Raw genomic sequence first — 13768 nt, forward strand, 5'->3', positions numbered from 1 at the left:
GCGGTGGTCAGCCAGCCCTTATCTGGCGTGGGTGGGGAGCTCGGTGAGCAGGCTGTCGGCGCGTGCCGCGAACAGGTGGGCTTCCCGTTCCCGCGACAGGGTGAGCGCCCGGTGGGCGGTGCTCGTGGCGGCGACGACGTCGCCGCCGGCGTGGAACGACTTCGCGCGGATGAGGAGGACCAGGCCCTCCGCGTACCGCTCGCCGTAGGCGTCGATGAACCGCTCGGCCTTGTCCAGGGCGCACATCGCGGCCGGGACGTCGTCGGCGAGGAGGCGGACCTCGGCGAGGAGCGCGTACCAGGTGGCCAGGTTCGACCGGGGCGGGTCGACCAGGGTCGCCTCGATGATGCGCTCCATCTCCGTGGCCGAGATGATCGGGTCGCCTCCGGACATGGCCTGAGCCCACTGGCGGGCGAGGCGGGGATAGCTGCCGGAGAAGGTGAAGGAGAAGTCCGGGTCGGCGTTGATCGTCCTGTCGGCCGCGCGCAGGGCCCAGCCGGGGTCCGCCGCGACGGCGGCCGCGGTGACGGCGAACGAGCCCCAGATGCTGAGGGCGTAGGGGTCGTCCCCCGCGTCGAGTTCCAGCACGTCGAAGAGGTGGCGGGCGGCGGGCAGGTCGCCGTGGAGGGCGGTGTTGAGCGCCAGCATGACCGGGGTCGTCATCTGCAGCCGGTGGCGCAGCGGCTCGGTGTCCCTCTCGGCGCGGATGAGCGAGTCCGACCGGCTCAGGTTCCGATAGGCCTCGCCGATGTTGCCCGAGCTCCACTGGTGGACGCCCCACGCGTGGTGGCCGGAGGCCTGGACGACCACGTCGTCGGAGCGCTCGCCGTTCTCCAGCAGGCGGCGCGCGAGCCGCCCGGCGGCGTCGAGCTGGATGCCCTGGGCGTGCGCGAGGAAGCGGGAGATCAGGAAGCCGGTGGCCTCCCGTTCGCGGCCGAGCGAGCGGGCGAGCTCCTGGGCGCGGTCGAGATGGTCCTTGGTGGCGCCGACGAAACCGGAGTGGATGCCCGCGACCGCGGTCAGCTCGGTGAGCGCGGTCAGTTCGAGGTCGGGGAGCGCGGCGCCCCGTGCGACCTGGGCCGCGGTGCCGAGATGCTTCTCCGCCGTCTCGTAGGCGGACCTTCGCGCCGCGATGCGGGCCGCGACGACGAGCGCCTGCGCCGTCCGCTCGGGGTCGGCGAGCGGGCCGGCCGAACACAGGTGGTGGGCGAGCGCCTCGGCCGACGGCCCGGTCCGCGGGAGCGCGTCGGCTATGCGCAGATGCAGGCGGCTCGCCTGCGATCGGGACATCGCGCGGGCCACCGACTCGCGGACGAGGTCGTGCACGAACCGCCAGTCGCCCGGGGCGGCGCGGGGCATCTCGACCAGGCCGAGCGCTTCGAAGGCCTCCAGGCGGCGGAGGCACTGCGCCGTGTCGAGACCGGACGCGCTCGCCAGCAGGCGGATGTCGACGTCGCGGCCCATCAGCGCCGCGATCTCGATGAGGTGGCGGTCGTCGTCGTCGAGCCTGCTCGTCCGGTCGCGGACGATGTCACGGACCGTGGACGGGACGGCGGCCTGGGCCGCGACCTGGTCGGCCAGGTGACCCTCCTCGGCCAGGAACCTGGCGAGCTCCCGTACGAAAAGGGGGTTGCCCTCGGTGCGGGCCTGGATGCTCCGGGCGACGCCCGGGCTCGGGCACTGCCCGGTCTCCTGGTGGACCAGATCGGCGACGTCCTGGGGGCCGAGAGGGCCGAGGGAGATGCGCCGATGACGGTCGTGGCGGGCGACGGCCGCCAGCATGCGCCGCACGTGGGGGCCGGGCGTCGGCGCGTGGTCGCGCAGGGTGCCCAGCAGCAGGCTCCGGTCCGGGAGCGACTCGGCCAGCCGCGCGAACAGCGCGAGCGTGGCCTGGTCGGCCCAGTGGAGGTCCTCGATGACCACGATCAGGGGCCGGACCGCGGCGACCGCGCCGAACAGCGCGACGACGTCGCCGAACAGCCGGAACTGCGCGAAGGCGTCCGCTTTCGGCAGGGCGTGGGCCTCGCGGGCGGGATCCGGCAGCAGGTCGCCGAGCGCGGCGGTCCAGTGTGCCCGGTCCTTGTCCGGCAGGGCCGCGACCAGGGCCTCGGCGATCTGCACCCAGGGCCACATCGACGGGGCGCCGTCTCCGTCGTGGCAGCGTCCCCAGAGGGTGAGGGCGCCGTTCGCGGCGGCCTCGTCGGTCAGTTCGGCCAGCAGCCGGCTCTTGCCCACCCCGGGCGGGCCCTCGACGAGGACGATCTGGCCTCCGGCGTGACCGGCCGAGCCGACGGCCTGACGCAGGAGGGTGAGCTCCTCCTGCCTGCCCACGATCCGATCGGCCCGGGTGTCGGCGGGTTCCGGCGTCGCAGACGGCGCGTGGACGGCCCCGCCCTGCCCCAGCACGTGCCGGTGCGCCTCGCGGAGCGCCGGGCCGGGATCGACGCCCAGCTCGCCGGCCAGCCGTGCGCGCACCGTGTCGAACACCGACAGGGCCTCCGCCTGCTGTCCCGAGGCCGCCAGCGTGGTCATGAGCGTCGCCTGGACGGTCTCGTCGACGGGCGCGATCCACGCCGCCAGGCGCAGGGGTTGCAGGATGCGTCGGGCGTGGCCGTGCGGCACGAGGGCGTGAGCGGCCTCGACGCAGGCGTGGAGCAGTTCACGGTTGACCGAGGCGAAGAGCGGATAGGCGGCGGTGGTGAGGTCCAGCCCGTCACCGGCGGAGCCGCGCCAGCGTGACAGCGCGTCCTCGTAGGCGTCGGCCGCGTCCTCGATCCGACCGACGTTCATCGCCGCGCGGGCGACGCCGAGGAGCCGGCGGAACTCGGCCAGGTCGAGGGTCACCCGGCTGTCGTCGAACTGGTAGCCGCCGCCGCGGCGGTGGAGGTAGGAGCCGGGCGAGCGCGCGGGCACGTCGGGTTCGAGCAGCCGCCGCAGCGCCCCGACGTACTTCTGGACGATGTTCATCGCCGACGTCGGCAGGTTGTCGTCCCAGACGAGGTCGAGGAGCTCGGCGGAGGTGACCGGCCGGCCCGCCCGCATCAGCAGGAGGGCCAGCAGGTAGGTCTGCTGGCGCGGCCCGGTGTCGACCTCGACGCCGTCACGCCATATGCGCAGCGGACCGAGGATCTGCGCGGTCAGCGGGCCGGAAGCGTCCGGGGCGGGGTTCGGCCGCATCGTCAGGTCGCCTCTCCTTCCTGGTCCAGATCGGCGATGAGTTGCCCGGCGCGGTGGGCGAACAGGATCGCCTCACGTTCGACGGCCAGCGTCCGGACCCGTTCGGCGGCGGCCCGCACGTCGGCCGGGGGTGCGCCCCGCGCCCGGAGCAGGCGCGCCCGCAGCAGGAGCAGCAGGCCTTCGCCGTCCCGCTCCCCATAGGCGTCGAGCACCAGATCGGCCCGGTCGAGGGCGTGCGCGGCCTCGTCGAGGCGGCCGGCCGCCAGCCACATCTCACCGAGCAGCCCGCACCAGGTGGCCAGCACCGAGCGCGGCGGGTCGGACAGGGTGGTGGCGATGATCGATCCTGCCTCCTCGGCGGCCCCGGCCGGGTCGTGGCCGAGCATCGCCCGCGCCCAGCAGCGCGCCAGCCGCTGGTAGCTGCCGAAGAAGCCGAAGTGGAAGTGGGGGTCCAGCGCGATGCCGCGCTCGGCCGCGCGGGCCGCCCATTCCGGGTCGCCCGCCTGCGCCGCCAAGGTGACCGCGAAGGCCGACCAGACCGTGAGCGCGTAGCGGTCGTCGCCGGCGGCGGTCTCCAGCCGGTCGAACATCGCGCGGGCGTGGACGACGTCGCCGCGCAGCCCGGTCATCAGGGCGAGCATCAGCGGGGAGAGGCTCTGCAGGTCGTGCCGGAGCGGATCGTCGTCGCGGTGCGCCAGGTCGTCGCGCATGGCCGAGGTCGACCGGATGAGGTAGCGGTAGGCCTGCCCGATGTTGCCGGTGGCCCATTGGTGGATGCCCCAGGCGTGCAGCCCGTGGGCGCGCACGATCGGGTCGGCGGACGCCTGGCCCTGGACGAGCAGCCGGAGCGCCAGCGGGCCCGACCGGTCGAGCTGGAGCCCTTGGCCGTGGGCGGCCCAGCGGGAGAACAGGAAGTCGGTGGCCTGCCGTTCGTGGCCGAGGTCGCGGGCGAGGTTCTCGGCGCGTTCGAGCACCTCGGGCGCCGACCCGGCATACCCGGCCCGCATGCCGTCGACCGCGGTCAGCATCGACAGAGCCGTCAGCTCGGGCTCGGCCAGCCCCGCCGCCTGGGCGACCTCGGCCGCCGCGCGTAACTGCCGGGAGGCGGCGTCGAGCGCGGACTTGCCGCCCGCGCACCGGCCGGCGCGGATCAGCGCGTCCACCGTCCGGGCGGGGTCGGCCAGCGGACCGGCGGCCCTCAGGTGGTGCGCCAGTTGTTCGACGGTCGAGTCGTCGTCCGGGCACCCGCTGTCGAGCGCGTCGGCCACCCGCAGGTGCAGCCGGGCCAGCCGCGCCTGGGGCGTGAGGTCGGAGACCGACTCGCGGACCAGGTCGTGCGCGAAGCGGACCGCACGTGGATCACCCGGCTGAGGTTCGAGCAGGCCGAGCCTCTCCAGCGGTTCGAGACCCTCCAGGCAGGCCCGCGTCTCCAGCCGCGCGGCCTTGGCCAGCAGCGCCAGATCGGTGTCGCGGCCGATGAGCGCGGCGACCTGCAACAGGTCCAGAGCGGCGGCGCTCAGGCCGGAGATCCGGTCTTCGACGATGTCGCGCACCGAGGAGGGCACCCCCTCGCCGAGCGCGCCTGCCCCGCTCACCTGCCGGGACAGCTCCCGGACGAAGAACACGTTCCCGGCGGTACGGGCGTGCACGGCGGTGACGACCTCGGGGGCGGGATCGCGGCCGCTCTCCTGGCGGATCAGCTCGGCCACCTCGTCCTGGCCGAACGGGCTCAGCCGGATCCTGCGGTGGGCGGTCAGCCGGCTCGCCGCGGCCAGCGTCCTGACCAGCTCCCGACCGGGCGCCGGCGCGCGGTCACGCAGCGCGCCGGCGACCACGACGCCGGACGGCAGCCACTCGGCCAGATGCCGGAACAGTTCCAGCGACGCGAGGTCGGCCCACTGGAGGTCGTCGACGACGAGCACCACCGGCCGCCCGTCCGCGACCTGCCCGATGAGGGCGACCGCCTGCTCGAACAGGCGGAACCGGGTGCCGCTGTCAGCCGGTCAGGGGCCGGGTGCCACGAGACGGCCCAGCTCACCGGCCTGCCACTCGGCCTGCGCCACGGCCGGGAGACTCGCGAGTGCCGCGCCGATCACCTCCAGCCAGGGCCACATCGAGGGCGTGCCGTCCCCCGGCAGGCAGTTCCCCCACAGGACCAGGGCGCCGCGCTGCTCGGCCTCGGCGCACGCCTCGCCCAGCAGCCGGGTCTTGCCCACCCCCGGCTCGCCCTCCACGACGACCAGCCCGGTGCCCTCGGCGAACATCCGGCGCAGCAGCGTGAGTTCCCGCCCGCGCCCGACCAGGTCGTGCACGGGTCCCAGCACCTCGCGGTGGGCGCCCAGCAGTGCCGGTCCGGGATGGACGCCGAGCTCGTCGGCCAGGCGGGCCCGGATCGCCCGGAACACCGTGACGGCCTCCGCCCGCTGCCCGGCGGCGGCCAGCGCGGAGATGAGGCTCGCCTGGACGTGTTCGTCCAGCGGCGCCATCCGGGCGGCCAGGTGCAGCGGAGGGAGGAGCTGCGCGATGCGGCCCTGTCTGACCGCGAGCCGGGTCGCGGTCACGCAGGCGTCGATGAACTCGTCGTCCGGCGTCGTGAACGGGGAGACGTCCTCCCGCCAGCTCGCCAGCGCCTCCACGTATCGGTCGAGCGCCAGGTCAGGTCGCTGCTCCGTGCGCGCCGCCCGAACCAGTTCCCGGAACGTCACACCGTCAAGAATCCCAGGATCGGCCGAACCGGATCAAGCGGACTTGACCGGCGAAGAAGGCAAACGCGAAAGTAGTCAGGGTGACTTCCCTGTCGGGTGGGAACTGGCGTGGATAGCTCCGTGCCGTCGGCTCGTGGCGAGCTGCGCCTGCAGATTCTCGGTCCGTTGCGGGTGTGGCGTGACCACGTCGAACTGGACACCGGGCCCCGGCAGCAGACCCACCTGCTCGCGCTGCTCCTCGCCCGCGCGGGCCGGCCGGTCAGCACGAACGAGCTGATCGAGCTGATCTGGGGCTCCGACGTTCCGGCCTCGGCGCTCAACATCCTCCAGAAGTACGTCAGCGCGCTCCGCCGGGTCCTGGAACCGGCGCTGCCGACCCGCGAACCCGGCCGGTATCTGCAGCGGCGCGGCAGCAGCTACCTGTTCGCCGCCGACCCCGGCATGGTGGACGTCGTCACCTTCCGGGAGCTCGTCGAGACGGCCAGGGCCCGCCTGGTGGAGAAGCGCTTCGACGAGGCGCTCGACTCCTACGTGGAGGCGCTGCGGCTCTGGCCCGGCGCTGCTCGCCGCTCACCGGCGGCTGGTGAGCCCGGCCGGCCACCCGCCCACCCCGCCGCGCGCCGAGAGGACGACCTCCACGAGTGGTCTGGTCGGCCGATCCGACGAGCTCGCGGTGCTGCGGCAGGCGGTCGGGTCGGCGCTCGACGGCGGCACGGGGCTGGTCGTCGTCGAAGGCGAACCCGGCGCGGGCAAGACCCGGCTCGTCGAGGAGGCCTGCGCCGAGGGACGCCGCCGGGGCGCGTCGGTCGTCTGGGGCCGCTGCCTGGAAGGGGACGGCACGCCGACGATGTGGCCGTGGGTGCAGGTGGTCGGCGCGGTCCTCGACGGGCTGCCCGACGCCGATCGGCGGAAGTGGCACGCCGGCGAACTCGGCCGCCTGGCCGGGCCGCACGGCGGCGTTCCGGCGACACCGGTGCTCCCCGACAGCGGCGCCCAGTTCCGCCTCTTCGAGCAGGCCGTCGCGCTCGTCGGCGCGGTGTCGGCGCTGCGGCCCGTGGTGCTCGTCGTCGACGATCTGCAGTGGGCCGACGCCGCCTCGCTGGACCTGTTCAGTCACCTGGCCGCCCGGCTGCCGGAAGGCGCCGTGGTCATCGGGGTGCTCCGCGACCGCGCGCCCCTCCCCGGCCCGGAGCTGGCCCGGATGCTCGCCGCGGCGAGCAGGGTGTCCCGGCACCGCCGGATCCGGCTGGGCCCGCTCGGCCCGTCCGAGGTGGCCGAGCTGGTCCGCCGCGAGACCGGCCAGACTCCCGGGCCGGACACCGCTCAGGGCATCTACGCGCGTACCGCCGGAAACCCCTTCTTCGTACGGGAGCTGTCCCGGCTCCTCGCCGACGGCGGTGTCCTCACCGAGGACGCCCTGACCCGGGTCGGGCTGCCCGCCACCGTGCGCGACGTGGTCCACAACCGGATGGCCGACCTCGACGACGACGCGACGGACCTGCTCCAGATCGCCGCCCTCATCGGCCGGGACGTCGACCTCGCCCTGCTCGCCCGCGCCGCCGGGATCGACGGCCCGACCTGCCTCGACCGGCTGGAACCGCTGGAGGCGCTCGGCCTGCTCGGCCCCGCGCCCGACGACCCGTACGCGAACCGCTTCCCGCACGACCTGGTCCGCGAGTCGGTCGTCGAGATCACCCCACGGGGACGGGCCACCCAGACGCACCTGCGCATCGCCGACGCGCTGGAACACCCCGCCCAGGACGACGAGCCGCTGGCCGAACGCCTCGCCTACCACCTGTCGGCGGCCGGCCCGCTCGCCGACCCGGCCCGGACCGTGCGCGCGCTGATGCGCGCGGGCCGTCACGCGGCGAACAAGTCGGCCTACGAGGCCGCCGAGCGGCAACTGCGGTCAGCCGCGCAGCTGGCCAGGACGACCGGCCTGGCGGAGCTGGAGCTGTCGGCCCTGTCGCAGCTCACCGTGGTCGTCGGGCGGTCGGGATACGTGGGGCTGGCACGCGAGCCGCTGGAGCGGGCCGAACAGCTGGCCCGCGAGCTCGGCCGCGAACGGGAGGCCACCGGTTTCCTGCTGTCGCTCTGGGTCTCCTACTCCCAGGGCCTCCAGCTCGACCGCGCCGGCCAGCTGGCCCGCCGCCTGCTCGACCAGGGTGAGGCGTCCGGCGACCCGACCCTGCGCGTCTACGGCTGGAACGCGTGGGGCTTCCACCAGTGGGACATCGGCAACATCGGTGAGGCGTTCCGCTACCTGACCCGGGCCGACCCGGCCGTGCTGGCCGAGATGGCGCAGAGCGAGCGCGACCCGCTCAGGCGCGACCTGTGGCTGCTCTGGCCCGTGATGCACGCGCTGATGACCGCGCTGCACGGCGACCTCGACACGGCACGGGCGCTGCTGGACACGATGGAGGCCGACGCCGGCGACGACCCTTATGTGATCACCGTCTGGGGCTCCTTCGCCGTGACGGTCGCGGCGCTGGCCGGTGACCCGGTGTGGGCGCTGCGCGCGGCCGAGCGGGGGATCGCGCTGGACCCCGACTTCTCCTTCGTCTGGCTCGGCAGCTACCAGCGGCTGGCCCGGTGCTGGGCACGTGCGGTGACCGGCGACGACCCGGCCGGAGCCGCGGCGGAGGCACAGCGGCTCATCGCCGTGGCGCTGGCCGACCCGCCGCGTTCGGGCCTGGCCACCTGGTCGGCGCTGCTCGGCGAGATGTGGCTGGCCGCCGGGAGGCCGGACGAGGCCGCCGCGGCCCTCGACCGGGCCGACTCCCACCTCGACACGTACGGCCAGCGCTACGCGGAAGGCCTCGTGCTCCTGGTCCGGGCACAGTTGCTACGGGCGACCGGCGCTCCTCCCGCCGACGTCAGGGCGGCGGCCGAACGGGCCCGCACGCTCGCCGTCGAACGCGAGGCGCACCTGTTCGCCCATCGCGCGGAGCGCCTGCTCGCCGACCTGGCGAACCGGCCCCTTCACGCGTGAGCGGCGATCCGGGCGAGCACGGCCTCATCACCGGCGTCGCCCAGCAGCCGATTGCCGAGCCGGAGCAGGTGGTCGGCGGTCAGCCGGTAGGGCGCCGGGGACCGCCCCGACTGGGCGGCCTGCTCGGGGAGTCCCTCGTCGTGCCACTCCACGGTCCAGCCGGGCCACCGTCGGGCCGGGTGTTCCAGGTCCCCGCGTCGTGGGGTGGGCCAGGCCCGGATGCGCCGGGTCCGGGCGTCGACGAAGACGCCCTCCCCGGCGCACAGTTCGTGGGGGAGCGGGTGACCGGTCTGGTCGGCCAGCGCCGCGAGGAGGCCGGGGCCCACGTCGAGGGCGGCGGCGACGGGGATGTCCCGGCCGCAGCTGAAGTCGCGGAGGGCGCCGTCGGGGAAACGTACGGTCAGGACTGTTTCGGCGTGGGGGCCGCCGAGGTCGGGGGGCGAGTCGGTGAGGTCCACCGAACGCCGGTAGTCCTCGGTGGTCACCGGCTGGTTGAAGACCGTGTACGCCACGCCGAGTCCCGCGACCACGTCGGCGGCGGTCAGCGCGGGCCGGTGGGGTGACCGGTCGCCGACCACGTTCTCCGGGTTCACCCTGAGGTGATCGACGAGATCCGCTTGGTCACGGGTGGCCCAGCGCACCTGCCAGCCGGGCCAGCGCTCCCGCAGCACGGCCAGGTACGCCCGCCGGAAGCCGAGGCTCTCCCGGGCGGGGCCGTGGTCGGTGTGCAGCAGCAGCAGCCTGGCGTCGTAGTCGGCCAGGATCGCCCCCTCGCACCACGTGTCGTCGGTGAGCGTGTCGCGGGTGTCCAGGCCACCGGCGTGGCCCGCGAACTCCCGCGGTCCGAGCAGGGCGTGCACGGCGGTGCTGAGCGCACCGAACTGGGAGTGGTGGATCGAGACGCGGCCCGACTCCACGATCACGTAGTTCGCCCGATGCCCCATGGCACCAGTATGTGAGCGCCGGGCCGTCAGGCGGTGAGCGCGCCGACCGCCGCGAACAGATAGAGGCAGCCGCCGATCGACACCGCCACGCCCGCGACGGCGGGGAGCCAGGCGGCCACCGCGGCGGCCGGTGACCAGCGGTGCGCGCGGCCGGCCAGCAGGCCGCCGCCCTTGATCGTCACGACGCCGACGGCGGTCAGAGTGGCCGCCATGCCGACCCCGAAGGCGATCACCAGGATGACGGCGTCCAGCGCCCGTCCGGTGAGCAGGCCGCTGACCAGCACGATGAACGCCGACGGCGAGGGCAGCAGGCCGCCCGACAGGGCGAGCGCGACCAGCCCGCGCCGCGACCACGGATCGGTCGGCGACTCCGCTTCGGTTCCTGGATGGCCGTGCCCGTGGCCATGACCGTGGCCGTGCCCATGTCCGTGGCCGTGCCCGTAGGCGGTGACGCTTCTCCGTTCGCGCAGGTGGCGGTGGACGAGGTGGGCGCCGACGCCGATCACGACCAGCCCGGCGAGGACCTGGAGCCAGGCGGTGATGCTCCTGGTGCCCAGACCGGCGACGTCGCTGAGTCCCACCCAGGCGAGCGCCAGGACCAGGACCGAGAAGGTGTGCATGACCGCCACGATCACGCCGAGCCGCACCGCGTCCCGGTAGCGGCCCCGGGTGCCGATCAGGTAGGCGGCGGTGATGCTCTTGCCATGTCCGGGGGCCACCGCGTGGACCACGCCGACGCCCAGCGCGACCGCCAGGACCAGCCAGAACGCCGCGCCGCCGTCGAACATCGCGATCAGGCGGCTGTCCGGTCCGCCCATCTCGTTCACGCCTGGCCGCCCTTCCGGCGGCGTACCCGCAGCACCACGAGGACCCCGGCGGCCGCGGCGGCGGTGCCGGCGGCGACGGTGGTGACGGCCGCCGTCGGGCCGCCGCCGGAGGCGGTGAAGCGGATCCGGGTGGTCTTCCGCTGCGCGGTGTAGAGCGTCTGGGCCGGGGTGGCGGGGGTCTCGGAGGTCAGCATGGTGCGGTAGTTCTCGTCGAGGTCGGTGAGGGCGTTCACCGTGACGTCGAGGTCTACGGCCGGGTAGGGGCAGTCGAAGGTGAGCCGGGCGCCCTGGGCGAGCACCTGCTCCAGCGACTCCAGTTCGCCGGGGCACGGCGTGCCGCCCTGCGCGACGGTGATGCGGCCGAGCAGGTAGTCCCGGACGGCCGTGGACCGCTGAAGTTTCTGCTCGCCGGTGAGGTCGGTGGACACCGGCCCGGTGACCGGGTTCTCGAACGCGCCGAGCGACTGGCCGAGCGCGACCCAGTCGTCCTCGGCGGCCAGCCAGGCGATGGCCACGCGCGAGCCGTCGACGCTGATCCGCGCCGTCGACGGCGGGCCGAAGGGGTGAGCGGCGGCGGGCGCCACCGGCACGGCGGCCACCGCCGCCCCGGCGAGCAGCGCGCCCGCCAGACGGGTACGGAAGGTCACGGGGTCTCCTGTCGGGCGGAGCCGGGCCGGCGGTAACGCGCCGGCCCGGTCCGGGTGCTACTTGACGGTGATCACCGGGCTGGTGATCTTCTGGGTGGCGCTCTCCAGGAGCACCCGGTAGGTGCTGTCCTTGTCGAGGTCGGCCGGCAGCGTGAACCCGTAGGTCAGCTTGCCCAGGGCGTCGGCGGTCTGGGTGCCGACGTAGGCGCGGCTGTCGACGGTGCCCTTGGTGCGGACGAGGTAGACCTTGACCTTCTCGGCGGGGTCGTAGCCGAACGCGGTGGCGGTGAGCTGCTCGCCCGGCTGGACGCTGGTCTTGTCCACGGTGACCTGCTCGCCGGTGTTGCCGGTGCCGAGCTCGGTGACGGTGCGCTCACCGGCGTCGTTCTTGCGGATCACGAAGCCGTCGTGGTGCTCGCCGTTGGCGTAGCGGGCCTCGAAGCGGATCTGGTCCTGGTCGACGTCGATCATCTGGTAGAGCTGCGTGTTCTCGCTGGTGCTGATCACCTCGGCGCCGTTGCCGGTCCAGTTCACGCCACCGTTGAGCTCGTACATCTTGCCGCCGGAGACCGACACCACGTACGAGACGCCGTTGTGCGTGGTCGCCGACTGGCGGGCGGACTTCAGGTTGCCGCGGCCGTAGGAGTGGTCGTGGCCCTGGAGCACCAGGTCGACGCCGTACTTCTCGAACAGCGGGGCCCACTGGGCGCGGACGACCGGGTTGTTGCGGGTGCCGGTGTTGGAGTAGACGGGGTGGTGGAAGGTCACCACGGTCCACTTGTTCGGGTTGTCCTTGAGCAGGCCCTCCAGCCACGCCGTCTGCTTGGTCATCAGCTCGGGGATGGACTGCACGTTGGTGTTCAGGCCGATGAACCGCACGCCCTGGTAGTCCACGTAGTACGCGGTCTTGGCGATGTTCTGGGCGCTCGGGTAGTCGGTCCAGGCCGGGCCGTTGTCCGGGTAGGGGAACTGCGGGACCCAGAACGACGACAGCGAGGTGCCGCTGTACTCGTGGTTACCGGTGATGGAGAGGTTGTTGACCTGGCTGTCGATGAAGCCGCCGGCCTTGAACCACTGGCCCCACTGCTCCTCGCTGTTGGCGGAGTCGATGAGGTCACCGGCGTTGACGATCATCTTCGCCTGCGGCCGGTCGGCGAACGCCTGGCGGAACACGCGGGGGAGGGCCGAGTCGATGTAGTTCTGCGCGTCGCCGTAGTAGATGAAGGAGAACGGCTGGAAACCGGCGGCGGCGGTGGTGAAGTCGTTCCACTCGGTCCAGTTGGTGCCGTCGCCGACGCGGTAGGTGTACCGGGTGGCGGGCTTCAGGCCGGTGAACTCGACGGTGTGGTAGGTCGAGGCGTACCCGAGGGTGGTGTTGACCGGGGTGCTCGACTGCGCCTTCACGTTGGTGACGGCGCCGGCGGCGGGGGCGACCTCGCCCAGCGCGCGAGGCGACTCCAGGATCTCGGCCTGGGCGAACTCGGCGGTGGTCTCGGCGCGCCAGGTGACCTTCTGCGACGAGGAGGGCGTCGTGGTCGGGGTGAGGATGACCCGGTCGGGCACCGGGGTGGGCTTGTGGATCTCGGCGGCGGGGAACTTCGGCGGTGCGGCGGCGCCGAACGCCATCGGGGTGAAGGCCAGACCGCCGACGAGCAGCGCGCTGGCGCCGATCACGGTCAGTTTGGCCTTCCGGGTCCGCAGGGACCAGGGTCGGGTGGCGTCACTCACGTCGAGCTTCACTCCTGAGTAAGGGGACTGCACCCCACCGAGGGAGCACGGGGGGATGTCCGAATCCACGCAGAATCGGTTGACCGGAGATCGGCCAGAACCTTGCCGCGACGTGAACTGACGATCTCCGCTGAGCCGTTGTGAGCAACGTCACCCCAGGTCAGGCTGGGGCAGCCGAGCCGTCATCCACCTGACACCCGGCGTTGGAGTGCTATTTCACATGATCCGCCAGCCTGAGCCGATGACTGCAGTCCGGTTCCGCATCCTGGCGATGGCGCCGGCCGTGCTGGCGCTCGGCACGCTCTTCGTCGTCCCTGTCCCGCCGGCCGTGGACAAGGGCGACGACTTCATGACGCCGGAGACGACCGGAGTGCTCAACCTGGAAGCGGGCGAGTGCTTCACCGATCCGGAGTACTCCCCGGCGGCGGGCGAGGAGATCGTCCTCTACACGCCCTGCGACCAGCACGCCGACAACCAGTCCTACGGTTTCGTGCATGCCGAGGACGGGACCTACGACCGCGCCGCGCTGGCCGAGTTCGGCTGGAGCAGCTGCAAGCGGGGGTTCGCGCACTACTGGCCGGGCGAGGCGGGGTCGGGGCTGGACTACTTCCCGATCCTGCCCACCGCCGAGACCTGGGCGGACGGCGACCGCGACGTCATGTGCGTGGTCTACGACCCCCGGGGCGAACTGGGCGGCTCGAAGCTGCCCCGGGCCTGATCCTCCTCGCCGGGACTTGCATCCGGTACC

At 73.5% G+C, this 13768-nt stretch carries 9 protein-coding genes and 1 pseudogene; 3 read left to right on the forward strand and 7 right to left on the reverse strand.

The genetic code is table 11. The features are described 5' to 3' along the window. Positions 1–18: 18 nt before the first annotated feature. The 3 genes from AW270_RS04840 to AW270_RS40445 form a co-directional block, all read right to left on the reverse strand. Positions 19–3177, reverse strand: a complete 3159-nt coding sequence (locus AW270_RS04840; protein WP_061291012.1) for an ATP-binding protein — start codon at positions 3175–3177, stop codon at positions 19–21. 2 nt (positions 3178–3179) lie between these two features. Further along, positions 3180–5102, reverse strand: a complete 1923-nt coding sequence (locus AW270_RS04845; RefSeq protein ID WP_061291014.1) for an ATP-binding protein — start codon at positions 5100–5102, stop codon at positions 3180–3182. 78 nt (positions 5103–5180) lie between these two features. Then, positions 5181–5882: a BTAD domain-containing putative transcriptional regulator gene (locus AW270_RS40445; protein ID WP_061291016.1), complete on the reverse strand. Its 702-nt coding sequence runs from the start codon at positions 5880–5882 to the stop codon at positions 5181–5183. Between the two features lie 171 nt (positions 5883–6053). Here AW270_RS40445 and AW270_RS42070 point away from each other — a divergent pair. Both AW270_RS42070 and AW270_RS04855 read left to right on the forward strand, forming a co-directional pair. Further along, positions 6054–6257, forward strand: a pseudogene (locus AW270_RS42070) (AfsR/SARP family transcriptional regulator); the annotation flags it as partial. A 208-nt stretch (positions 6258–6465) separates the two neighbouring features. Continuing rightward, positions 6466–8874: an ATP-binding protein gene (locus tag AW270_RS04855; RefSeq protein WP_218009086.1), complete on the forward strand. Its 2409-nt coding sequence runs from the start codon at positions 6466–6468 to the stop codon at positions 8872–8874. Here the strand turns inward: AW270_RS04855 and AW270_RS04860 are convergent. Genes AW270_RS04860 through AW270_RS04875 form a run of 4 tightly spaced genes read right to left on the reverse strand, consistent with a single transcriptional unit; the run spans position 8865 to position 13020 of the window. Then, entirely contained in the window at positions 8865–9818 is a 954-nt protein-coding gene (locus AW270_RS04860; protein ID WP_061291018.1) for a hypothetical protein, read from the reverse strand. The genes AW270_RS04855 and AW270_RS04860 overlap by 10 nt on opposite strands. A 26-nt stretch (positions 9819–9844) precedes the next feature. Then, complete coding sequence (locus tag AW270_RS04865; protein WP_157521724.1) at positions 9845–10636, reverse strand: nickel/cobalt transporter; 792 nt, start codon at positions 10634–10636, stop codon at positions 9845–9847. A gap of 5 nt (positions 10637–10641) precedes the next feature. Further along, entirely contained in the window at positions 10642–11292 is a 651-nt protein-coding gene (locus AW270_RS04870; protein WP_061291023.1) for a hypothetical protein, read from the reverse strand. A 57-nt stretch (positions 11293–11349) separates the two neighbouring features. Further along, a complete protein-coding gene (locus tag AW270_RS04875) occupies positions 11350–13020 on the reverse strand; it encodes a purple acid phosphatase family protein (protein ID WP_218009087.1) in 1671 nt (556 codons plus the stop codon). A gap of 241 nt (positions 13021–13261) precedes the next feature. On the opposite strand from AW270_RS04875, the gene AW270_RS04880 reads away from it, so the two are divergent. Further along, positions 13262–13738, forward strand: a complete 477-nt coding sequence (locus tag AW270_RS04880) for a hypothetical protein (protein WP_157521698.1) — start codon at positions 13262–13264, stop codon at positions 13736–13738. The last annotated feature ends 30 nt before the right edge of the window (positions 13739–13768 follow it).

The organism is Herbidospora cretacea (assembly GCF_001570605.1).
Lineage (GTDB): Bacteria > Actinomycetota > Actinomycetes > Streptosporangiales > Streptosporangiaceae > Herbidospora > Herbidospora cretacea.

Bases quoted from the DNA above. Each gene is read 5' to 3' on its own strand.
- AW270_RS04840 (WP_061291012.1), bottom strand. From the start codon at position 3,177: ATGCGGCCGAACCCCGCCCCGGACGCTTCCGGCCCGCTGACCGCGCAG.
- AW270_RS04860 (WP_061291018.1), bottom strand. From the start codon at position 9,818: ATGGGGCATCGGGCGAACTACGTGATCGTGGAGTCGGGCCGCGTCTCG.
- AW270_RS04865 (WP_157521724.1), bottom strand. From the start codon at position 10,636: ATGGGCGGACCGGACAGCCGCCTGATCGCGATGTTCGACGGCGGCGCG.
- AW270_RS04880 (WP_157521698.1), top strand. From the start codon at position 13,262: ATGACTGCAGTCCGGTTCCGCATCCTGGCGATGGCGCCGGCCGTGCTG.